Here is a 23,953-nt window from a genome sequence, read left to right on the forward strand (position 1 = left end):
TTATAATTTGTTATCCGTTTTCTTTATGATTTTCTGAATACGTTTGTTTAAATCTCCCATAAGTTCTTCCATAGCACTCTCACAGTTGGGCAATATTTTATCTACATCAAGCACAGGAATGCCGCCAACCATCATCATGGTTTTCTTTGAACGCTCATTTTCGTTGATAACAAATAGTTTTTCACCTTTTTTATCATACACAGAAATTCTTGTGAAAGCTTTAACTTTTAATGTTGATGTACCGCCAATTCCAAATCCTTTTTCAAAAGAAAAATCGATATGAACAAACATAACGCCATCTGCCTTAACAGCATCTGCCATGGCTTTAGCCATACCTTCTTCGTTTGCAGCACCCATTGGTCCATCATAAATATATTTGTAACCATTATAAATCAAATAATCATTAGCGTCAAACTTCGACATTTGGTACTTTGGAACAAAATTTTTATACGCATCTGACCCTGTAACTTCTGCTTCGGGCACTAAATCAAAAGGAAATGATTTAGCATAATCGTTGTAAAAAGCATCATGGAATTTTACCAGTATAGGCTGTAAGTTAAATTTTGGATTGTCACGCAATTCAAATACTTTCTTTACTACACCTTCGGTAAGTTTATCACCAGCAATCTCTGAAAAATCAATTACTTTGTTAGCGTAGAAGGTAACTACAGCTACTTTTTTCTTTTGAGCCGAAACGGAAAATACAGTTAGCATCAAAAAGAAGAATAGGATGTTTTTTGTTGTTTTCATAAATTATTTTGTTTTTTTGTTGGCGCAAATATACTTTTTAAAAGCAAAAAAAACTATAATTTATTTAAATGTTGCGAGGTATTATGTTAAAAATAACCCATTTATAATGCGCTATTTCTATTGAACTATTTCATAATTGATGCCTAAGAGATACATTGTAGGTAATCCTAATAATCAAAATACCAGTTGAAGACATCGCAACGCAAGCCAACGGAGAGCCAAGTGGTACTTTCTTTAATGGCCGTAGCTGTTTCTGTAGCTGGTGAAAAGTTTCTGTAGAGTAAGCTACCAAATAGTTTCATATTGGTAGCAGGATTTATCAAATAACCCGCTTGCAAATCAGCCATAAATACATTGGTTTTGTTTCCTTGTCCAACGACCACTCCGGTTTCATAAGGTCGGCTTTCGTTATAACTTCTATAGATATCACTTCCGTAATTATAAGTATCTGTAGCATTGTTAAAATCTAATCCGCGAGTTCCTATAATTAGTTTGGCATCAGCATAATATCTTCCGTTATGGTAACGAGCAATCGCGACTAGTTCTTTGAAATTGCCACCCCATTGGTGTCCTAAACTTTGGTTGTTATGACCATAATTGGTAATGGCTTCGCTATGAGAATACACATAAGGACGTACTATATTATATTCGGCTTGAAGTAGTAAATTTTTGATGTTGAAAGCATTGAAATATTTGGCTCCCATTTGGATACCAAATTTATTTTTCCAGCTTTTTTGTCCCGCTTTTACATCGCTTAATGAAAACTCGTCTAATAAAAACTGCCCATAAAAAGTGATTTGATTGTTCCATTTGTATTTGGAAGTCAATCCTAACATGGCATTCCCGCTGCGGGCAGAAGAAGCAAACTCTACTGAACGATAAAAAATGATTGGATTAACAAAACTCATATCAAAACCACGGTTGTTTTTATTGGTCCAAATCACGGACTCGAAGAGGCCAATATTCCAATGTTTGGTCACATTCAAACTTAAATAATGAATGGCGGCAAACTTGGTAGCATAGGTTCTATCCGCTGTAACTTCGGGGCGAACGTCTTTGAGCCAAGTATAAAGATTCGTGTATTTTATTTTCCAAAAAGTGGTGTTCATTTTTACATAAGGATAAGGACTTGCGCCATCACTTAACAATAAAGAACGATAACCATCGCCCATAAAATTGCGACCATAGCCCAAGTTCAAGTTCAAAAATTGGCTTGGAGTATACGCTAAATTGGCTTCGGCTAAAGGAAAATCATAGGCATCAGATTTGAATACTTTGGCAATTCCCATTCCTGGGATAATGGCAGGATCACCGCCATCTGGCGCTAAAGTCTCTGCATAACGATTAAAGTAATCGGCAAATCTTCCTTGGCTTTCATAAATAGTTGTAGTGAAGTTTAAATCCTTTCCTAAACCTCCGTTGAACTGTATTCCTCTGGTATTAACATAAGTATAATTTGAAACACTTGGGTCACTTTTGCCCAACTGCAAATCAAAAATTGGATTTAATGTAAACCAATAATCTTCCCCTTGAATTTCGACTAGGTTTTCGTTCCAAATCTTTTTGCCCCACCAACCTTTTTTGGTTTTAAGTAATTTTTGATTTTCTTCTTTTAGGTTATAATATTTTGATACCTCAGCATAATTGTAGGGTTTTGATGCGGTATGGTTATTGGCACCCACTTGGTTCATTTCGTCATCAAATTGAGAATAATAGCTATGCGAAAAAGGAATATTCAAATGACTTCCGAGTTGAGGGTTGTCAAATTTTAGGTATTTGATGCTATCAATTTCTGATAAATATGTGTCATTTGGTCTGAAAACATTTGATTTTTTTTCTACTAATTCATCCGCTTGTTTTTGTGCTTCAAGTTGGGCAACGCTTTGTAATGGAATGGCTATTTTGAGGGTGTATTTGGCATACGTAGGTTGGCCATTATAGGTAGCTGGACTCACTTTTGGCAACTTTCCAAAAACTCTTTTACTCTCTGCAATTAATGCTTCATCCACAGCGTCCACAAAGATTACTTTGAAAGTTCCGCCTTCGGTAACTTCAAAAAGAACGATGACATTGCCTTTGAAATTGTTTTGTACCAAATTATCGGACATTTTGAAATTGTGGAATACAAAATCCTGCACTTGATTGTAAAAACAAGTTTCCAATGCTTTAAATTCCATGCCTTCACAAGAAGGAAAAATCGGAAATCTTTCTGTTGTTTTTTGTGTTACTTGCGCAGCAGCAACAATCGTAAATAAAATTATTAAAGAGAGAATTGTTTTTTTCATTTTTTTGAAATTATACTATTAATAATTGCCAGTAGCGATTTCGCCATTTGCAATAGTTTTAGCTGATGAAGTGCCTATTCTTTTTACGCCCAGGCGAATCATTTGAAGGGCTTCGTCATAAGTTCTAACCCCGCCAGCCGCTTTTACTGGCAATGGTGATGCGTTTTCGAGGATCATAATAATCGCAGGGAAAGTCGCACCGTTGGGTTTATTGTTTTCGGTCTTAAAAAACCCAGTGGAGGACTTTACAAAAACATTTGGATAACAATCTTCTTTGAAATTTGAGATAATTGTGTTTTTAATCAAAGCAGCAAATCGAATAATCTGCGCATCGGTTAAAGCGGCTACTTCTATAATCCATTTTGCCACTTTATGGTGTTCAAAAGCCAATTGGGTACCCAAATAAATTTCTTTTTTCACCAGTTCTAACTCGCCTTTTTTGAAGGCTTCATAATTGCAAACAAAATCTATTTCATCTGCATCCTCTTCTATGGCTTTTTGTGCTTCTTCGAGTTTTTCGCTAGTTGAATTTGTGCCTTCAGGAAAGGAAATCACAGTTCCAATCAATACTTTTGACTTAGCAGCAACAATCATCTCTCTGGCCATTTTCACCTTATCGGGTCTAATCATGATGAGTTTAAAACCTTCGTCAATAGCTTCTTGAACAAACTTTTTTACAACAGTAGTATTATCTTGTTCAGATAAACCGGCTTGTGCTGCCGTTTTTAAATAGGTAGAATCAAGATACTGTTTTATATTCATGGCATAAAAGTAAAAAAAAATCCCAATTTATATCGGGACTTTTGATGTTATCTATTATGGAGTGTTATTCTTGGATTTGATATTTTTAAATATCACCAATAGTAAAAATGCTATTGTTGCTCCGGTTAAATTAGCCAAAACATCAAAAACATCTGCATGTCTTGTTGTGGTAAATAACTCCTGCATCAATTCAATTACAATTCCGTAGCATAGAGAAACAAAAACAAGAATTCCGATTTTCTTGAGTTCTAATTGGTGTTGATTCAAGAAAATGTAAAATCCCCAAAGCAACGTAAAAACAAAATGAAAAGTAAAATGAACGTATTTATCGGCCGATGAAACACTTATTGATGGCAAATTATTGAGCTTGACTAAGCAAAAAAAAGCAATTAAAGTAGTCCAAGCAATAGCTGAACAGAAAATTACATTTTTAAGCACCAATAAGTTGTTTGTAGGCATCACATGAAAGCAATTCGTCAACTTCAGCAGGATTAGCGATTTTCACTTTAATCATCCAACCTTTACTATAAGGATCTGAATTTACATTTTCAGGATTTGATTCTAAATCCTCATTAAATTCTATGATTTCTCCAGACAATGGCAAGAATAAATCAGATACGGTTTTCACAGCTTCTACAGTTCCAAAAACTTCATCTTTACTTAAGGTTTGGTCTAAAGTTTCCACTTCAACATAAACGATATCTCCCAATTCTTTTTGGGCAAAATCTGTAATTCCAACTGTGGCAACATCACCTTCAATAGAAACCCATTCGTGGTCTTTAGTATATTTTAAATTACTAGGTATATTCATTAGTTTGTTTGTTTTTAAATTTAACTTCGTTCTGTTCAGACGCTTTGTCTTATAGTCTTCAAAAGTATAATTTCTAAGCAGATTATTAAAATGATTTCTTGAAAACTTTATCTAGTTTCCAAAATTATAGCGCATTGTAAATCCTGCTCTAATATTCATTAATGGGAAAGAAGTAGAAATTACTGGTTTTGAGAATGAATGATCATAGAAGAAAATCGCCGTCAAATTTTTACTGAAAGAATAATCAGCGGTTAGTTTCGCAGACCAAATGTTTTGTCCTCCTCCTAATTGATTGTTATTATAATCTAAATAACGAACAATAGTTTTATTATTTCTATAAGAGAAATCTACTTTAACATTGATGTCACTTTTAATTATCCCTGTAGGATTATCTGCTAATGTTGAAGAGAATATTACATCTTTAAATCTATATCCTAAACCTATTATATATTCTTTACCTTGAACTTCGGTTAATAGATTATTATCAAAACTCATGGACAAACTTCTATCTTTTTTAATCTCAGCTAAAATTTTGAATGAATTTTTCATCTCAAAATCTACTCTAACTAAGGGGTTGAATTGTTCTACTAAATTGATATTGGCAATAATTGTTTTATTAAAGAAATTACCAAAACCACTATTGTCTTGTTTAACAAGATTAGGATCGTAATCAAGATTAGAACGGAACGAATTTATAGTGTAAGAAGCTCTATAAGCATGTTGAATAGAGAAACGTTTGAAATTTTCTTTGAAGAAGTTATAACGCATCAATCCGCTATATTTTACTGTCCAGTTTGGTATCGGGAAATCACGAAAAGTTCCAAGAGAAACTCCATCAGCTGAACTTCCTGTATAGGCTGCCAGGAACGCAGGAATTAATACCGCTTGATTATTTTTACCAAAACCAATTGGATATCCCGCATTTGAATTATAAAAATTATATTTCGGATCATTTACATCGGTTGGAATTGGGTTTGTTACATCACCATATCTTGGAATATCCGTTCCATAATACTGTAGTGCTAATCTATCAGCAACAGTCAATCGATTATTTCTAAAATCATCAAAGGCAACTGAACCATTTTCATCGCTTTTCCCAAACGATGTTTTTATTAATACGGTTGAGATAGAGAAATTACCAAAACTGTAGGGTGATTGTGGAATATAATTTCCTGATGAATCAACATTATATTGTTCAGAATAATTATTAGCCAAAGTTCTGTCTGCGCTTAAATCTATTTTGAAATCAGGGAATAAATCTATATTAGCCGTTAAGTTTAAAGTTTTTGTTGAAACTTGAGTGTAATTTTGATTGAAATCTTGATAAGATGTTAACCAACCTCTTTTAGCCGCTTCATAACGCACATCATCTTGCATACCAAATACAAAACCTAATGATGGTTTAGTAGAACCAAAGAAACCTAATCCAGGAAGGAATCCAGGAAGTACCGTACCTTCATTTTGTGTATAGTTTACTTGCACATTTTTCACACTAGTCAAAACTCCTTTTAATCCATCTAGAAACACACTTGTAGATTTAGCTGGTTGGGCCTTCACATTGGTTATCTTTTCTCCTGGTTTTGGTAATGGTGCAGGTTTTGCTGGTGGTGCAGCAGGTTTTTTACCTAACCCAATATATTTATAAAAAGAATCCATGTTGAACGCTGTATTCAATCGATGAGAAGCTGCATTTTGAATTGTATTTCCCAAATCAGAAAAACCAGTAGCACTATTTGGGTCAGGAATAGAAGAGAACGCCAAAGAAGCGCGTTGCCAACTATAATCACCTGTATAAGAATAGGTAGATTTTACAAATGATAAAAATGGAATTTTGTTGATTGGTAAATCATAATTCACTACAATTTGTTGGTTGTGTTGATTAGGTGTTCCAATATTCCAAAAATCTGTCCAAAGCGTATAGCTATTATCTGGAACGTTATTTTCATCTAAATAAGAGCGGACTATATTGTGAGAAGCAGCCGTATAATTTACTTTTAAAGATTTAGTAATGTTATAATTAAATCCGTATTGGTAATTGAATAAATAGTTTCTTCTGAATAATGGTTCTAATGGAATACCCGCAACGTCAACCTGCCTGAACTGTTGTTTGTTATATTGACGAATAATATTTGAACTAAAGGAAATACTTGCTGGAAGATAATTAAAATTGAAATCTTGTAGCATTTTCCAATACGAACTTTTCTTTAAGAATTTGCTTTTCTTAAAAGGTTCCACTGCTTTTGACTGAAAAGCAAAAGTATAATCAACTGTAGCATTTACTTGCTGATCAAGGTAATTGTCAATTTCGTAATTATGTTTTTCCACTTGATTATAAGAATAGGAAAGTGTTATGTTTTCAGGATCATATACATGTTGTTTTTGATCTTGACCTCTTTCTTTTTTCACACCAATGAAGTTGATACTTTTTCTTTTAGTAAAATCAACAGCTCTATTTCGAATATTACTTCTTTCGGCGGCATCAGTTGTATTGCTAATTAATTGTTGTAACCTAATATCTTGATTAAACGGATCATATTCTGGCGTGATTAATTCTTCTCCAACAGCATAATTAAATGGTAAATTTAACCCCCATTTCTTTGGCAATAGTTTTCCTAGACTAAGATTGGTGACAATGTTATATTGTTGCATGTCTTCTCTACTGCGTTCATTTGGCCCTTGTTCTAAAGCCCCGAAACCAATTGTGCTTTTTCTTCCTGTAGCTGACATAGTAACTAAATCGGCTAAGTTGGTGTCAATGTTCAAAACCGCTGCCATTCCGCCTTTATTATTCATATCTGCAATACGCAGTTCGTTAAACCAAACTTCTCCTCTGATTTTTTCAGTATGATTATTTTTGATACCTACCATGAGGGTTCTAACCAAACCAAAATTTGGATTTCCTTTAATTCCTAATCTTAGATTTACATCTCCATCTCCATCAGGTTGCGTTACATCATCATCTGGATAATAAACTCCTTCTGGCAATGTTGTTGGATCAATTCCTAATGCCCTAACTTTCATTTTTGTTAAAAGCGACATGGCCAAATTAATTTCATTTTCAGCTGGCCAAACTACATCAGGATTAGAAGCAGTTGCCCCTTCTGGAGTAACTTTTAAAGGAATTTCAACTTGATAATAATTATTGGTAAAGTCATTTCCAAAACGAATAAATCCTACCATTTGATTGTCTTGTAGTGGTGTTGGATCTGTAGGTGCTGGTAATGCTTCTGCATGCAAAAACATTTTCAATTTATTGAACTGGCGCATGTCAACATTTACATTCTTGAATACCGCTCTTGCATCGCCAACTTCCAATCCTTGTCCTGAAACTCTTAAAGAAAGAGATTGCTCATTTTGATTAATAACTTGGTTGTTTGCGTTGGTTTGCTCACGCACTACGTCAGGAGGTAAAACATATGGGATTGGCAATCTACTTGCATTTTCTTGAATATTTACTGATAGGACATCAAAATTTGTGTCATCATCATCAGGATCAGCATCAGCTTGTTGGAAGGAATTTACATAACGTCTCCATTCACCGCGAACTAAATCTAAAGCCCCAAAACGGACAGTAATTGGCTCACTAAATCCTGTCATAAACATTCTCATAAAACGAATAGAACGGAAATCAGAGATACTTCCTATAGTGTTTGTGGGTTGTGATACTGGAATTTTAAATTGATACCAACGAGCTGTTGTTGAAGTTCCGTTTGGAAGATTTACAACGGTTTCTCTTTTATCTGTAATATAGTTTTGCCCAACTTGCATCAATGGTGATGTGCTTGGTTGCATCTCAATTTTATATTCATAATAGGCACTTGCCTCATTCATAGTGTTATCACGATTGATATCTTCAACATCAGGCAAAGTCGTTGAGCCTCTATTGGTATCTGAAACGCCCACGGGGGAATTTCCTTGAATGCCATTATATTTTTTATAACGTTCAAATACACTTGAACCTGTTGCATTCAAAAAATATTGGTAGTTATCCGCAGCTGGGTCATCCAAAGTAGCATAATCGCCAATGTATGAAAGGTTTCTTTCATCTGCATCATTCACACCGTCAAATCCAACATCTTGTGCCTCTCTATTGGCACCATCAACATCAAAAGCATATATAAGTGATTGTGAGGATGGCACTTTACCCCAAGCTGTTGTGCTTGTTAATGACTGTGAAGCACTATTAGAAGGTAAACCATTTTCATATTGCTTTCGGCTATCTTTTAATACATCTTCAGATATCTCTCCTAAGTTGAAATATAGTTGACCTGTATTATTAGTATTTGTTGGATTTCCTGCTGGATTTGTAGCATCTAAATAAGGGTCTAAAACCCAAAACTGGATGTATTCTACATTACTTTGTTCAAAATTGGTCGAGTTAATAGCACGCATAATACCACCAAAATTATCTTTTGGATTTAAAAATCCCGATGAACTTATCCCTTCGGGATTATAATTATAGGGTCCGCGCTCTTGAGGATAATAAGTTAAGTCTAAAGTATTAATAACCGTTTGTTGCCCTATTGCTAAGTCTAAATTTGGAAACAATTCATTACTATATACCCTTCTAGTGCTATTTAACGAAATTCCATCTTGTCCAATTTCTCCTGGAGTTTGCACATATATAGTTGGGTCAATACTATACCAGTTAAGTTTAGCTCTTTTGTAACCATAAAGCAAATTTAATGCTTGTGGTGGAAAATTGACTACGGAAGAAGAAGGAGGTACAAAATCATTATAATCAACTCCCGATTGCCATTTTGGTGTAGATGCTAAAGTCCAAGACAATGGTGAACGCATATCAATGGTCGTTTGAGAGCCTTCAAAGTCATCTATATAAACCGTTGATTCTCCTTGAAAACTATCATTTTTAGAAGCTGCTGGTTTTAAAAAAGCCATTTCGCCTCTTAACGAAAAATTAGAAACAACATCTGTGTCAACATTTGGTAATTTATTTGCCAATCTTGTTAGAAATGGAACTTCCGTTGAATAGTTTACATTAAATCCGAAAATAGTGTTATTGACAGACTCTTGGCCATAGTTTGATTTACTAGTAAATGGTCTTTCGGTCATTTTAATTAATGTAGCTCCAACCAAAAATTTGTCTGAGAATTTATGTTCCACATTTACTCCCATAAATCTTCTAGTTTGCTGACCAAATGTAGAATTGTTTTCAACAGAAACTTGGATAGGAGTATTGGAAGCTTGAAGTGATGGGTCTAAGATTTGAACTCTTCCTGCTTGATAATTTACGCTATAATCAACCCCTTCTTGCAACACTCTTCCGCCGGCAGTTACTACCACTGAACCTCTTGGAACATTAAAGGCACCAATAGGAATTCCTTCTCCACCAGCAGATTTATATCTCCCTTTTAATTGAAATTTATTTTTATCAGCATCTTGTAACGCTCCAGCTTGTGTATTGGTATACATACTTCTGAAAACATATTTTTGTTGGTTTCCATTATAGGTATTCACATCATTATAATCTTCAGCGCCAAGTTTTAATTTGTCAAAGATAACTTTACCAAAAGGTTCTACTGAGGTGAAAATAAGTCGACCGTTTTGTTGATCAACCGTTAATCCCGGTAAAAAATCGAAAAAACCATCACCTCCATCTTGTGGGTCATTGTTGTAGTTTAACTTATCTACGTTGAATACTTTCAACAAAGGAGTTTCAGCAACTCTATTTTCTGGTAAAGGGTTAGAAGGAAATGGTGTTCCTGCTACTGGACTAATATAATTTATAGGCGAAGGATCTGTATATAAAATATTAAATCTAAAATCTTCTCTTTGCAATTGGTAAGCACCCGGAATTTGATAGATATTTTTCATCATCAAATTCCAAATTGGTTTTTGAACGTTTGTCAATGTGCTCTTTAACATTTTCAATATCAAACTTTGACTAGAAACAGTTTGTGGTGCTGTCCCGTTATCCTGAACTACAGTAGCATCAACTCCATCTGTACCGAATTCCCCAACTTGATATACTTCATCGCCAATAGTGTATTGATAGGCAACAGCCAATACTTCATCATTGGCTAATCTTTGTTGCAACGAAATGTATCCTAATTGTGGGTTCAAAATATACTCATTAGGCAATAATTTTCGAGCATTTTCAAGTTTAGAATAGTCTGTTCCTTCATCAACTGGATTATTAAATCCTGCACTTGCCGTTACAACGTCTCTAACACTAGCATTTAATAATCCACCACCAGATGTAATTAAATCGGGATTATACTGGTTATTATTGTTATCTGTTGGTGCATCTGTTGGTGAAACGAAAAAACTTCCTGGAACAGGATTTATAGCAACTATTTGATTATCTGTAAAACCCCCTAATCTTGATTCCCCTAAATCTTGAATAGCTATAATATTTCTTAAGTTATTATTAGTGGAGTTTACACGATTTTGTCTATTGGTTACCCAAACTTCTATTCTAGTAATTTGAACCCTGCTATTGATGAAAGGATAATTTTTTAATGCAGCATCATATTTATTTCTAAAATATTGAGACAAGAAAAAGTGTCTATCTGCATCATAATCTAAACCAAATATTTCAAAATCTTGAATAGTTCCTCCACCTTGTGACGTAACTGATTTGGTTTGAGATTTTTGTTCAGAGAAAACACCTGTTACTGTAGTTTTACCAAATTGCAATTGTGCTTTCACCCCAAACAAACTTTGTGCTCCTCGAATCAAAGAATTTGTCAAAGGCATACTCACATTACCAAATTCAATTTTCTGGATAATATCGTCCTCTGTTGGCGCATATTCTAATTTGATTAAATTTTGAAAGGAAAATGTTGACTGCGTATCATAATTAGCATTAACATTCAAACGTGTTCCCACTTTTCCGTTTAAACTCATACTGATTCTTTGTTGAAAATCAAAGGTAGTTTGTGATCTATTTCTGGGAGACAATGCGGGATTATCTTGTTTTGTATAACGAACCCCTAAATCCATTTCTACAGAACCAGAAGGTTTTACGTCGATAGTATTTCCTCCAAAAATGGTTTCAAAAAAGCCTGAATTAACATAATATCTAGGTAATAAATCTTTCTTAGCGGCTTCGCTTCCTTCTTTTTTTCCATCAATAGCATCCGACTTTTTTTTGAAATAATCTCGCATTGATTCGCGAAGAACTAATTGTTCGTATTCTTTTGGCGTTAAAATAATTGGATAATTAATATTAAATCCATCTAAAGTGCTTGAATAAATATACCTATTAGTTACTGGATCGTATGAGTATGCGTTTACAATGCTATTTGGGTTTTTTATTTCTACTCTTCCCGTTGAATAACCTGTACTATCTTTTTGAGCTTCATTTACTTGTGCAAAAACTGACATACTAATCAAAAAAACTATTCCGAAAAGGATTGTTTTAAAATTTGAAAATGAATTAGTAATGTATATTGTTTTCAAGAATTATAAATTTTTTAATGCTTGTTTAATTATAGTCTCAAGCGTAGCTTCTGGATTCTCTTTTATGATTTTATCAACTACTTTTTCAGCATTTTTTCTAACATAACCCAAAACCTCCAATGCAGATAACGATTCTTCTCGATTAATATTGTGTTGAGAGATAGATATTTCATCTAAATCATAGATTTTTAAAACTTTTTCTTTCAAATCCAATATAACTCTTTGGGCGGTTTTGCTTCCTATTCCTTTTATTCCTTGAATAGTAACTACATCAGCGCTTGCAATGGCTTGAATAATTTGTTTTGGGTCTAAAGATGACAACATAGTTCTGGCTATACTAGCTCCAATTCCTGATACGGAGAGCAATAATTTAAACAATTCTCTTTCTGATTTTTCAACAAATCCAAAAAGTGAATGTGCATCTTCTTTTATTTGAAGATACGTAAATAATTTGACAAAATCTGAATTTGGCAATAAAGAAAAAGTATGAAGTGAAATATTAATATGATAGCCAACTCCATTACAGTCAATTATGACTTCTGTTGGTGTTTTTTCAACTAATTTTCCTTGAATATGTGCTATCATTTTAATCGAAATCTTGTTCCAAATATAGTAAAATTCTTCTATTGACAGAATCTCTTTGCTTTGTCATTAAAATAGTACAAAAACTATTTGGTTGTCGTCTTTTTTCGTTTTTCTTTTTCTTGAGCATCAACTACTGCAACAGCTACCATATTGACCATTTCTTCCACACTTGCCCCTAATTGGAAAATATGAACTGCTTTTTCCATCCCTAACATAATTGGTCCAACGGAATCAACTTTATAGAGTTCTTTTAGTAATTTATAATTGATGTTAGCGGCTTCAAGATTTGGAAAAATCAAGGTATTTACTTTTTTTCCTGCCAATTTTGAAAAAGGGAATTTATTTTTTAACATTTCGGCATTTAGAGCAAAATCGGTTTGTATTTCACCATCCACTATTAAATCTGGATAATGTTCGTGCAAATAAGCCACTGCTTCTCTAACTTTTGTAGCACTTTCGTGTGATGAAGATCCAAAATTAGAAAAGGAAACCATAGCAATGACTGGTTCCATCCCAAACATTCTAACGGTTTTGGCGGTCATTAAAGCAATTTTTGCCAATTCATCGGCTGTTGGATTTGGATTGATGGCAGTATCCGATAAAAACATTGGGCCACGATTGGTCATCATCATGTTAGTAGTAGCAATAAGAGTAATTCCTGGAGCCTTACCTACCAATTGCATCAATGGTTTTACTGTGGATGGATAACTACGGGAATACCCTGAAACCATAGCATCTGCATCACCTTCATTGACCATCATAGCCGCAAAATAATTACGCTCACGCATCCATTTTTGAGCATCTAGTAAAGAAATGCCTCTACGTTGTCTCGACTTCCAATAGATATCTGCATATTTTAATCTGCGTTTGTCTTCTTCCTTTGTTTTTGGGTCAAAAATAGGTACTTCAGCATCAAATCCTAATTCTTCTTTGAGTTCCAAAATCAATTCTTTATTTCCTAAAAGTATGGGATTAGCAATACCTTCCTCATAGGCAATTTGAGCAGCTTTCAACACATCTAGATGATCGGCTTCTGCAAAAACAACACGTTTTGGTTCAGTCTTAGCCCGATTGGTAAGTAAACGAACCATTTTATTATCTGATCCTAATCGTTCTAATAATTCTTCTTCATATTTTTCCCAATCTGTAATTGGCTGTAAAGCCACACCCGAATTCATAGCGGCTCGTGCCACGGCTGGAGCAACAACTGCAATTAATCTTGGGTCAAATGGTTTAGGAATGATATACTCTTTCCCAAAATTCAAACGAGTTTCGCCATAGGCAATATTGACTTGTTCGGGCACTGGTTCTTTAGCTAATGCTGCTAAGGCATGCACCGCTGCCATTTTCATTTCTTCATTAATTTTTGTAGCTCTTACATCAAGAGCACCACGAAAAATATAAGGAAATCCAAGTACGTTGTTCACCTGATTGGGATGGTCTGAACGACCGGTTGCCATAATAATATCTTTTCTGGTAGCAATAGCCAAATCATAATCAATCTCTGGAATTGGGTTTGCCATAGCAAAAACTATTGGAGTTTTAGCCATTCCTAAAAGCATTTCTGGAGATAAAATATTCCCTACAGATAGACCAAGAAAAACATCAGCACCAACTAAAGCTTGAAGAAGTGTAGTGCCTTTTTTCCCGTGGGTGTATTTCATTTGTAAATCTGATAAATCTGTTCGGTCCGCAGAAAGTACACCTTCTTTATCAAACATAACTATGTTCTCGGGTTTTACACCAAGTAAGATATACAAATTAGCACATGCCAATGCTGCAGAACCTGCGCCAGAAACTACTATTTTTACGTCTGTTGTTTTTTTCTTGGCAATTTCGAGTGCATTCAATAACGCTGCCGAAGAGATGATAGCTGTTCCGTGCTGATCATCGTGCATCACAGGAATATTTAATTCTTCCACCAAACGTCTTTCAATTTCAAATGACTCTGGTGCTTTTATATCTTCTAAATTTATACCTCCAAAAGTAGGAGCAATGTTTTTAACCGTTTCAATAAAAGCGTCCACATCTTTCGTTCCAACTTCTATATCAAAAACGTCTATGTCAGCAAATATTTTAAACAGCAACGCTTTGCCTTCCATAACTGGTTTAGATGCTTCTGGACCAATATCTCCAAGACCTAAAACGGCAGTTCCATTAGTTATTACTGCTACTAAATTTCCTTTAGCTGTATATTTATATACGTTATTAATATCTTTGACAATTTCTAAACAAGGTTCTGCAACACCTGGTGAATAGGCTAAAGATAAATCTCTTTGGGTTGCATATTTTTTTGTTGGGACAACTTTTATTTTGCCAGGAGTAGGTTTGGCATGATATAAAAGCGCTTCTCTTCGTTTACTATACTTATTCATTATCTATTTCTTCAGAAATACAAAGGTAAAAGTCTGAGTGTAAAAAGGAAACTTTTAAGAGTTTCTTTTTTAAAAAGAATCTACTTTAAAAATTTTATGTTTCTTTTCAATCCTTCTAATTGTGTTCTTTTTAAAGGAGAATTAGTAAATACTTTAGTAAAAGTCTCTTCGGTGATTTCTTCCCAGTCTTTTTTGGTATAGGAAAGCAATTCCGGATATGGGGTAAATAAAGGTTCATTATGTGGTTTTGAAAATTTATTCCAAGGGCAAACATCTTGGCACACATCACATCCAAACATCCAGTCGTCTAGTTTCCCTTTCATCTCTTGAGGGATATTTTCTTTGAGTTCAATAGTAAAATAGGAAATGCATTTACTCCCATCTACTTGATAGGGTGCTACTATAGCTTGTGTTGGACAGGCATCAATACAAGCAGTGCAAGACCCACAATGATCAGTTACTGGATGGTCATAGTCTAATTTTAAATCGATAATTAACTCCGCAATGAAATAAAAGGAACCTACTTGCTTTGTTAATAAATTACTGTTTTTACCAATCCAACCTAAACCACTTTTGGCTGCCCATGATTTTTCCATCACGGGTGCAAAATCAACAAAAGCGCGTCCTGAAACATCACCTATTTCTCTTTTGATGCTTTTGAGTAGTTTAATTACTTTTTTTCGAATTGCATTATGATAGTCTTTGCCATAAGCATATTTTGAAATTTTATAACTTTCCTCATTTTGGAAATCAGAAGGATAATAATTGAGCAGTAAAGAAATAACACTTTTGGAATCTGGAACTAATAAAGTTGGGTCTAATCGTTTGTCAAAATGGTCAGCCATATATTCCATGTTACCATGTTGATTTTGGTTCAACCATTTTTCTAATCGAGGGGCATCTTCCTCAAGAAATCCAGCTTTGGAAATGCCACAAGACATAAAACCAAGGCGTTTTGCTTCGAATTTGATAAAAGCTGTTCGATGTTGGATGTTGGATGTTGGATGTATAATGTTTAATTTGTTTTTCATTTTAGCTTAGATTTAAAAGCTAAAGTCATATTCATTAATTCATAACTACTATCATAATAAACATTAAACAGTTCAGTCGATAGGTAATTTCTATTCTTTGCTTTATACAAACAGGTAACAACTTCCGCAATGGATCGAATAGCATAATTCAAAAATCTTTTGTATTCAGCATTTGATTGTTCTATTGAACCTTCAGCAATATTTAAAGCAATTGAATCAGCCGCTCTTGTTATTTGTGATGAGAGATTATAAAGTTCTTTCTTGGGAAAAGCTTCTGCTAATAGGTTTATCTCTTCTCCGAAATTCATAGCTTTTTGCCAAATAATTAATTTCTCAAACTTAAAACTCATAATTTTTTCTTTATCATGAAAAAAAAACATCTAACACCTAACACCCATCATCCATTCTAAAACAACTCCCCTTGATTAAACCCTTTCACTCTAGCTAAATGCTTATACGCTTTCTCTGTAACTTCTCTCCCTCTAGGTGTTCTAATGATGAAACCTTCTTGGATTAAAAATGGTTCATAAACTTCTTCAATGGTTTCTCCACTTTCGGAAACAGCAGTTGCCAATGTGGATAAACCAACTGGTCCACCTTTGAATTTATCAATTATTGTCACAAGAATTTTATTATCCATTTCGTCTAAGCCGTGAGCATCAACATGTAATGCCTTTAGTGAATAACGAGCGATTTCTATATCAATACTTCCATTACCTTTTATTTGAGCAAAGTCTCGAACACGTCGTAAGAGTGCGTTGGCTATCCTTGGTGTGCCTCGACTTCTTCCAGCAATTTCAATAGCGGCTTCCATCGTAATGGGCATTTTTAATATCATTGAACTTCGTTGCACTATCGTGGTTAAAAGCTCTGTATTGTAATATTGTAAACGACTTTGTATTCCGAAACGAGCACGCATTGGTGCTGTCAATAAACCTGAACGTGTTGTTGCGCCAACTAATGTAAATGGATTAAGATTGATTTGAACCGTTCTGGCATTTGGCCCTGATTCAATCATTATATCAATTTTGAAATCCTCCATTGCTGAATATAAATATTCTTCTACAACAGGACTTAAACGGTGGATTTCATCAATAAATAACACATCTCTGTCTTCTAGATTAGTTAATAATCCCGCTAAATCCCCTGGTTTATCTAACACAGGTCCAGAAGTAATTTTTATTCCAACACCGAGTTCATTTGCTAAAATATTTGCCAAAGTAGTTTTCCCTAATCCTGGTGGACCATGAAAAAGTGTATGGTCTAATGCTTCATTTCTTTGATTTGCAGCTTCTACAAAAACTTTTAGATTATCAAGTACTTGTTCTTGTCCTGTGAAATCATCAAAGGTTAATGGCCTTAATTTTTTCTCTAGATCAAGTTCTTCGGGATTAAAATTATCGTTAGTTGGATTTAAATTTTCGTTCATACTACAAATATATAATAAAGATGGATGCAAATAAAAATGCCTTTCGAAAGGAAAGGCATTTGCATATTATTTTTAAAGATTAGTGATGTAATTGTTCTTCACCTTTTTTCATGGGTACATTTTGAGGAACAAAATCATCATCATGTCCTGGTTTACTATAATCATAAGGCCATCTGTAAACCTCTGGAATTTCTCCTGGCCAGTTCCCATGAATATGCTCTACAGGTGCAGTCCATTCTAAAGTATTTGATTTCCAAGGATTTTGAACTGTTCTTTTTCCGTAGAAAATACTAACAAAAAAGTTCCATAAGAAAACTAATTGGAAAGCTCCTCCAACCAAAGCAAAAACGGTAATAATAACATTAACATTTTGCAAATCATCAAACAATGGGAAGTTGGTATTTGTATAATATCTTCTTGGTAATCCTGCCATTCCTATAAAGTGCATTGGGAAGAATACTCCATAAGCACATACGGCAGTAACCCAAAAGTGAATATATCCTAAATTTTTATTCATCATTCTTCCAAACATTTTTGGGAACCAATGATAAATTCCTGCAAACATTCCGTAAAGAGCAGAAATACCCATTACTAAGTGAAAGTGTGCTACTACAAAGTAAGTATCGTGAACATTAATATCCAAAGTACTGTCACCTAAAATAATACCAGTTAAACCACCCGTTATGAAAGTTGAAACTAATCCAATAGAGAAAAGCATCGCAGGATTTAACTGCAAGTTTCCTTTCCATAGCGTAGTGATATAGTTAAATGCTTTTACCGCTGATGGAATTGCAATTAATAAGGTTGTAAATGTAAATACTGAACCTAAAAATGGATTCATTCCTGAAATAAACATGTGGTGCCCCCAAACGATAGTTGACAAGAATGCAATAGCAATAATTGACATAATCATAGCTCTGTATCCAAAGATTGGTTTACGTGAGTTAGTCGCTATAACTTCTGAAGTGATTCCCAATGCCGGTAATAATATGATATAAACTTCAGGATGTCCTAAAAACCAAAATAAGTGCTCAAATAAAACTGGAGAACCGCCTTGATAATGTAGAACTTCACCAGCAATATAGATATCTGATAAGAAGAAAGAAGTTCCAAAGCTTCTATCCATAATTAACATCAAGGCTGCAGAAAGTAATACTGGAAATGATATTACACCTATAATTGCAGTGATGAAGAAAGCCCAGATAGTCAATGGTAATCTAGTCATTGACATTCCTTTTGTTCTTAAGTTGATAACCGTTACTATATAATTCAACGAACCTAACAAAGAGGCGGCTATGAATATTGCCATAGAAACTAACCATAAAGTCATTCCTGTTCCTGAGCCCGATATTGCTTGAGGTAATGCACTTAATGGTGGATAAATCGTCCAACCGGCATTTGCAGGTCCTGATTCCACAAATAAAGAAGAAACCATAACAACACTTGACAAGAAAAATAGCCAATAAGAAATCATATTTAATAATCCCGAAGCCATATCTCTAGCACCACATTGTAGTGGAATTAAAAGGTTACTGAAAGTACCACTCAAAGCTGCTGTTAATACAAAGAAAACCATGATAGTTCCATGAATTGTAATCAAGGAAAGATAAGTTTCATTTGACATAACTCCTCCTGGAGCCATTTTTTCGCCTAAGAAAAAACTAAATATTTTGAATGACTGTTCTGGCCATGCTAGTTGCATTCTAAAAAGTAATGACATACCAACACCAATTACACCCATAACGATACCAGTAATTAAATACTGTTTTGCAATCATTTTGTGATCTATACTAAAAATATATTTAGTAATGAACGTGTCTTTATGGTGGTGTTCGTGTTCGTGATTGTGAGCTTCTGCTGACATAAGTAAACTTTTTAAATTTATTATTATTTCATTTCAACTTGAGCAACTACCGAAGTATCTTTAATTTTAGCTAAAGTTGTATCTTTTGATTTATTAGTCCCTGCTTCAGAAGCTTTTGCCTCTGCAGCAGCAGCTTTAACAGCTTGTACTATTGTTTTTGGTGCATTTTCTTTTAACCAAATTTTATACTCTTCTGGTGTATCAACTACTATTTTCATTTGCATGTTATAATGAGAAGCACCACATATTTTATTACACAATAATAAAAAATCGAAAGTGTAAGGATCAAGTGCTGCTTCACCATTGGCAACTAGCTCAGTACTTTTTTTAGCTCTTATTTCATTTATATCTGACACTTTTTGAAGCATAGCTGGTTTTTCTCTCATCTCAGCAGTAGTTACAGATGGGATAAATGAAAATTGAGTAACCATTCCAGGAACACAATTCATTTGAGCTCTAAAATGCGGCATATAAGCAGAATGCAAAACATCTTGAGAGCGCATTTTAAAAATAATTCTCTTTCCTTTTGGAATGTGAAGTTCGGTTGAGTTAAAATCATCTTGAGCATTTGGATCAGATAAATCAACACCTAGATTATTTACACCTTCAATATAACGAACATTTGCTTTTCCTAATACATCATCTGCACCAGAATATCTAGCTTCCCATTTGAATTGTTGTGCATAAAGTTCAATAACAATAGCATCTTTTTCATCTTCTTGGTTAACAAACATAATATTTGTCCATGCGTACAAACCATATAATATAAGTCCTGCTAAAACTATGGCAGGAATAACACTCCAAATAAATTCTAATCTATTATTATCTGCAAAATAAAGCGCTTTCTGTCCTTGCTTACCTCTATATTTGAAAGCAAAATAATGTAATAATGCTTGTGTAATAGTTTGTACAACAAGTATTAAAATCATACTAATCATCATAAGATTATCAACTTCTACTCCATGTTCTGACGCTGAGTCACCTATTAAAGGGAATTTACTGTAATATAGAAGACAGTATATTGTGGTTAGATATATAAATCCTAAGAATCCAAACATCAAGTATCCATTAACTTTATTATCGTTATCAGTTGCAACTGGGCTGTCATCAACATTAACACCAACTTGAGTTAAGTCGAAAATTTTTGTTAACTGCCACACGGCAACTGCCAATAAAACTACAACTATAAGTACCAAAAGAGTTGTCATTTGTAATTTACTTTAAAATATTAATAATGAAAATGTTTACTTTCTTCAATGAAAGGATTTCGTTTCGGAACCAATGGAGCTTTAGTTAAAGCGCTGAATACTACAAAAATGAATAATCCTAAAAAGAAAGCCAATGATGAAATTTCAGGTATTCCAATAAACCATCTGTCTCCAACTGTTGCTGGCATAATCATATTGAAGAAATCAACATAATGTCCAATTAAAATTACAATACCTGCCATTACTATAATCCAATAAATACGTTTGAAATCGGTATTGATTAAAAGTAATATTGGAAAAATAAAGTTCATTACAACTGCGCCCCAAAAAGTAATACCATAATCATTGATTCTAGTAACAAAATAGGTTACTTCCTCAGGTATGTTAGCATACCATATCAACATAAATTGCGAGAACCATAAATAAGTCCAGAACACACTAATACCGAACATAAATTTAGATAAATCGTGAATGTGACTTGAATTTACATTCTCTAAATATCCTTTAGATTTTAAATATATAGTAACCATTTGAATAGTAGTTATACCACTCACAAAGAAACTAGCAAAAACATACCAACCAAATAATGTACTAAACCAATGCGGGTCAACTGACATAATCCAATCCCAAGCCATTATAGATTCAGAAACAATAAAAAATACTAAGAATGCTGCAGACAATTTGAAATTCTTTTTGTAGAAACTATTGTCATTTGACTCGTCTTGTGCTAAACAATTTTTTCTTGAATAATATCTGTATAAATTCCAAACAGTTAAAAACAACAATGCTCTAATAATCCAAAACGGAAAATTCAAATATCCTGATTTTCCTTTTATAATTTCATCGGTAGCTCTTATTTTTTCATCCATCCAAATGAATAAATGATTAAAATGGAAACCTGATACTAATAATAGTAAAAAGAAAATTATTGAACCAGGCAATAGATAAGAGGTAATGCCTTGCATTACTCTAAACAATACTGGAGACCAACCCGCTTGAGCTACTTGTTGAATTGCATAGAATGCTAATGCTCCCATGGCTATCAACATAAAAAATATACAAGCCACATATAAAGCAGCCCAAGGTTTATTTTGCAATTGATGAAAAACATGTTCCACATGTTCTTTATGTTCAAGATGTTCATTGGCTTCATCGTAATTAACACCAGCGTTAGTACTTGTGTGTTCTTCATGATTTATTGAAGTCGTTTCAGTAATTGTATCTTTTACAGAGGAAACCGCTTCAGCATGAACAGCTGTTGAGTCAATTGTGTTTGTAGCAACTTCTTCATGATTTGTAGTAGCGTGATGAGATTCTGCTTTAGCTTCATGATGCTCTGCAGCTGCTTCATGTCCACCTTCGTGATGAGATTCCTCTTCTTTAAGAATTGCCTCAACCTCTTGAATAGTTTTTGGTGCAGCGAAAAAACCATAACCTATACCAAGTACACCAACTAGCATCAGGATATAAGAGAATGTTTTTAATTTACTTGAAAATGTATACATAGCTTTAACTAACTGTTTGTTCTAGAATTATAATTTACTTTTTAGCTCCATAACGTATGCTGCAACCTGCCAACGCTCTTTTTGATTCAATAGATTGGCATAAGATCCCATTGAGTTTAAACCATAAGTTTGAACATGGTAAATACTACCAATTGAAATTTGTCTATCTGCGTAGCTTGGTACCCCTAATATTTTTTCTTGTGTAACTAATTTTCCTTTCCCGTTACCCTCAGTACCGTGACAAATTGCACAATAAATACCGTATAATTCAGCTGCTTTTGTCATATCTACTTCAGTTGAATCTAAAGGAGAAATTATTACTGATTTTGAAAAATTATATCCTTCAGTTGTATTTGGTATTTCATAAGGAACAAATCCTCTTTTAATAGATCCAATAGGAGGAAGTTGACCTTCTTTTCCTTTTAATCCTGTAGGCGAATTGAAAGCATCAGATTCTGAATAGGTTTCATAAGCCACAGATTCATACATGTTTGGCATGTATTGATAGTTTGGTTTCAAATTATCTTTACAAGATGAAAGGGAAACCATGATACCTGCTACTATTGCTATTTTAAATAAACTTTTCATATCTAATATTAATGCTTATCAATTACTTTAACTTCTACCGCACCCGTTCCTTGAAAAAATTTCACCAATTCAGTTTCATTATCATGAACAGCAACTTCCATTAAAAAGTGATCATCAGTAGTTCTTACATCTGGGTTTTCAGCTTGTTTAAACGGCCATAATCTACTTCTCATGTAAAAAGTAATAACCATTAAGTGTGCTGCAAAAAACACAGTCATTTCAAACATTACTGGAACGAAAGCTGGCATGTTTTGATAATAAGCAAAACTTGGTTTTCCACCAATATCTTGTGGCCAATCTTGTATCATGATATAATTCATCATTGTCGTAGCTACTGACAACCCAATACATCCATAAATGAAAGCACAAATGGCTAATCGTGTTGGTGCAATTCCCATAGCTTTATCCAATCCGTGAACTGGAAAAGGGGTGAATACTTCTTCAATGTGATGATGTGCAGCTCTTGTTTTATGAACTGCATCCATTAATATGTCATCATCATTATATATAGCGTGTATAACTTTATTACTACTCATAGCAATTATTAATGTTTATCTGAATGATTATGCCCTTCTAATTCTCTTTGTCTCTTATAATTTTCTCCCGATGATTTCAATATTGTTTTTACCTCCGCTTGAGCAATCACTGGGAAAGTTCTAGCATAAAGAAGGAATAATACAAAGAAGAAACCAATAGTGCCAATAAAGATACCGATATCAACGAAAGTTGGAGAAAACATTGTCCAAGATGATGGCAAGTAATCTCTATGTAGTGAAGTTACGATGATTACAAAGCGCTCAAACCACATACCTATATTAACTACAATAGATATAATGAAAGAGAACATAATACTTGTTCTTAATTTCTTAAACCACATGAACTGTGGAGAGAAAACGTTACAAGTCATCATCGACCAATATGCCCACCAATATGGACCCGTTGCTCTATTCAAGAAGGCATATTGTTCGTATTCTACCCCTGAATACCAAGCTACAAATAACTCCGTGATATAGGCAACACCAACTATAGAACCCGTAATCATGATCACAATATTCATTAATTCAATGTGTTGTATAGTTATATATGCTTCAAGGTTTGATACTTTTCTCATGATAATAAGTAAAGTATTTACCATCGCAAATCCCGAGAATACCGCTCCTGCAACAAAGTAGGGCGGGAAAATGGTAGTATGCCATCCAGGTATTACTGAAGTAGCAAAGTCAAAGGATACAATAGTGTGAACAGAAAGCACAAGTGGTGTTGCTAAACCAGCAAGAACTAAAGAAACTTCTTCAAAACGTTGCCAATCTTTAGCTCTTCCACTCCAACCAAAAC

At 34.0% G+C, this 23,953-nt stretch carries 17 protein-coding genes; all 17 read right to left on the minus strand.

The window, feature by feature from the left end:
* Positions 1–750 (minus strand): hypothetical protein, encoded by a 750-nt coding sequence (locus ACOYLT_RS03785; RefSeq protein WP_422852516.1) that lies wholly within the window; start codon positions 748–750, stop codon positions 1–3.
* A 167-nt stretch (positions 751–917) separates the two neighbouring features.
* Positions 918–3,035, minus strand: a complete 2,118-nt coding sequence (locus ACOYLT_RS03790; protein WP_422852517.1) for a gliding motility protein RemB — start codon at positions 3,033–3,035, stop codon at positions 918–920.
* Positions 3,036–3,053: 18 nt separating this feature from the next.
* The gene (deoC, locus tag ACOYLT_RS03795; RefSeq protein ID WP_422852518.1) at positions 3,054–3,797 is read right to left on the minus strand and encodes a deoxyribose-phosphate aldolase; all 744 of its coding nucleotides are present in this window, start codon (positions 3,795–3,797) and stop codon (positions 3,054–3,056) included.
* Positions 3,798–3,851: 54 nt separating this feature from the next.
* A complete protein-coding gene (locus tag ACOYLT_RS03800) occupies positions 3,852–4,256 on the minus strand; it encodes a VanZ family protein (protein WP_422852519.1) in 405 nt (134 codons plus the stop codon).
* Complete coding sequence (gcvH, locus tag ACOYLT_RS03805; RefSeq protein WP_422852520.1) at positions 4,228–4,608, minus strand: glycine cleavage system protein GcvH; 381 nt, start codon at positions 4,606–4,608, stop codon at positions 4,228–4,230. Before gcvH ends, ACOYLT_RS03800 begins: the two co-directional genes overlap by 29 nt.
* Positions 4,609–4,719: 111 nt before the next feature.
* Positions 4,720–11,958: a cell surface protein SprA gene (sprA, locus tag ACOYLT_RS03810; protein WP_422852532.1), complete on the minus strand. Its 7,239-nt coding sequence runs from the start codon at positions 11,956–11,958 to the stop codon at positions 4,720–4,722.
* Positions 11,959–12,036: 78 nt separating this feature from the next.
* Positions 12,037–12,618 carry a Holliday junction branch migration protein RuvA gene (ruvA, locus tag ACOYLT_RS03815; RefSeq protein ID WP_422852521.1) on the minus strand — a complete coding sequence of 194 codons (582 nt, stop codon included), beginning with the start codon at positions 12,616–12,618 and terminating at the stop codon, positions 12,037–12,039.
* 83 nt (positions 12,619–12,701) lie between these two features.
* Positions 12,702–14,993, minus strand: a complete 2,292-nt coding sequence (locus tag ACOYLT_RS03820; RefSeq protein ID WP_422852522.1) for an NADP-dependent malic enzyme — start codon at positions 14,991–14,993, stop codon at positions 12,702–12,704.
* A gap of 80 nt (positions 14,994–15,073) precedes the next feature.
* Positions 15,074–16,024: a tRNA epoxyqueuosine(34) reductase QueG gene (queG, locus tag ACOYLT_RS03825; protein WP_422852523.1), complete on the minus strand. Its 951-nt coding sequence runs from the start codon at positions 16,022–16,024 to the stop codon at positions 15,074–15,076.
* Entirely contained in the window at positions 16,021–16,374 is a 354-nt protein-coding gene (locus ACOYLT_RS03830) for a four helix bundle protein (RefSeq protein WP_422852524.1), read from the minus strand. Before ACOYLT_RS03830 ends, queG begins: the two co-directional genes overlap by 4 nt.
* A gap of 56 nt (positions 16,375–16,430) precedes the next feature.
* Complete coding sequence (gene ruvB, locus ACOYLT_RS03835) at positions 16,431–17,453, minus strand: Holliday junction branch migration DNA helicase RuvB (protein ID WP_422852525.1); 1,023 nt, start codon at positions 17,451–17,453, stop codon at positions 16,431–16,433.
* Positions 17,454–17,532: 79 nt separating this feature from the next.
* Positions 17,533–19,317, minus strand: a complete 1,785-nt coding sequence (locus ACOYLT_RS03840) for a cytochrome c oxidase subunit I (protein WP_422852526.1) — start codon at positions 19,315–19,317, stop codon at positions 17,533–17,535.
* Between the two features lie 23 nt (positions 19,318–19,340).
* Positions 19,341–20,525, minus strand: a complete 1,185-nt coding sequence (locus ACOYLT_RS03845; RefSeq protein ID WP_422852527.1) for a cytochrome c oxidase subunit II — start codon at positions 20,523–20,525, stop codon at positions 19,341–19,343.
* Between the two features lie 20 nt (positions 20,526–20,545).
* Entirely contained in the window at positions 20,546–22,030 is a 1,485-nt protein-coding gene (locus tag ACOYLT_RS03850) for a quinol:cytochrome C oxidoreductase (RefSeq protein WP_422852528.1), read from the minus strand.
* Positions 22,031–22,057: 27 nt separating this feature from the next.
* The gene (locus ACOYLT_RS03855) at positions 22,058–22,618 is read right to left on the minus strand and encodes a c-type cytochrome (RefSeq protein ID WP_422852529.1); all 561 of its coding nucleotides are present in this window, start codon (positions 22,616–22,618) and stop codon (positions 22,058–22,060) included.
* Between the two features lie 8 nt (positions 22,619–22,626).
* The gene (locus ACOYLT_RS03860; RefSeq protein WP_422852530.1) at positions 22,627–23,154 is read right to left on the minus strand and encodes a DUF3341 domain-containing protein; all 528 of its coding nucleotides are present in this window, start codon (positions 23,152–23,154) and stop codon (positions 22,627–22,629) included.
* An 8-nt stretch (positions 23,155–23,162) separates the two neighbouring features.
* On the minus strand, positions 23,163–23,953 hold a 791-nt coding region (gene nrfD / locus ACOYLT_RS03865; RefSeq protein WP_422852531.1), incomplete at its 5' end, for an NrfD/PsrC family molybdoenzyme membrane anchor subunit.

The sequence above is a fragment of the Flavobacterium sp. genome, from assembly GCF_049318185.1.
Taxonomy (GTDB): Bacteria; Bacteroidota; Bacteroidia; order Flavobacteriales; family Flavobacteriaceae; genus Flavobacterium.

What these genes read in the sequence shown, in the direction of transcription:
- ruvB (WP_422852525.1), bottom strand. Translation starts at nt 17,453, where the DNA reads ATGAACGAAAATTTAAATCCAACTAACGATAATTTTAATCCCGAAGAA.
- ACOYLT_RS03800 (WP_422852519.1), bottom strand. Translation starts at nt 4,256, where the DNA reads ATGCCTACAAACAACTTATTGGTGCTTAAAAATGTAATTTTCTGTTCA.
- ACOYLT_RS03845 (WP_422852527.1), bottom strand. Translation starts at nt 20,525, where the DNA reads ATGACAACTCTTTTGGTACTTATAGTTGTAGTTTTATTGGCAGTTGCC.
- ACOYLT_RS03830 (WP_422852524.1), bottom strand. Translation starts at nt 16,374, where the DNA reads ATGAGTTTTAAGTTTGAGAAATTAATTATTTGGCAAAAAGCTATGAAT.
- ACOYLT_RS03820 (WP_422852522.1), bottom strand. Translation starts at nt 14,993, where the DNA reads ATGAATAAGTATAGTAAACGAAGAGAAGCGCTTTTATATCATGCCAAA.
- queG (WP_422852523.1), bottom strand. Translation starts at nt 16,024, where the DNA reads ATGAAAAACAAATTAAACATTATACATCCAACATCCAACATCCAACAT.
- ACOYLT_RS03860 (WP_422852530.1), bottom strand. Translation starts at nt 23,154, where the DNA reads ATGAGTAGTAATAAAGTTATACACGCTATATATAATGATGATGACATA.
- ACOYLT_RS03840 (WP_422852526.1), bottom strand. Translation starts at nt 19,317, where the DNA reads ATGTCAGCAGAAGCTCACAATCACGAACACGAACACCACCATAAAGAC.
- sprA (WP_422852532.1), bottom strand. Translation starts at nt 11,958, where the DNA reads ATGTCAGTTTTTGCACAAGTAAATGAAGCTCAAAAAGATAGTACAGGT.
- ACOYLT_RS03850 (WP_422852528.1), bottom strand. Translation starts at nt 22,030, where the DNA reads ATGTATACATTTTCAAGTAAATTAAAAACATTCTCTTATATCCTGATG.
- ruvA (WP_422852521.1), bottom strand. Translation starts at nt 12,618, where the DNA reads ATGATAGCACATATTCAAGGAAAATTAGTTGAAAAAACACCAACAGAA.
- gcvH (WP_422852520.1), bottom strand. Translation starts at nt 4,608, where the DNA reads ATGAATATACCTAGTAATTTAAAATATACTAAAGACCACGAATGGGTT.
- ACOYLT_RS03855 (WP_422852529.1), bottom strand. Translation starts at nt 22,618, where the DNA reads ATGAAAAGTTTATTTAAAATAGCAATAGTAGCAGGTATCATGGTTTCC.
- ACOYLT_RS03785 (WP_422852516.1), bottom strand. Translation starts at nt 750, where the DNA reads ATGAAAACAACAAAAAACATCCTATTCTTCTTTTTGATGCTAACTGTA.
- deoC (WP_422852518.1), bottom strand. Translation starts at nt 3,797, where the DNA reads ATGAATATAAAACAGTATCTTGATTCTACCTATTTAAAAACGGCAGCA.
- ACOYLT_RS03790 (WP_422852517.1), bottom strand. Translation starts at nt 3,035, where the DNA reads ATGAAAAAAACAATTCTCTCTTTAATAATTTTATTTACGATTGTTGCT.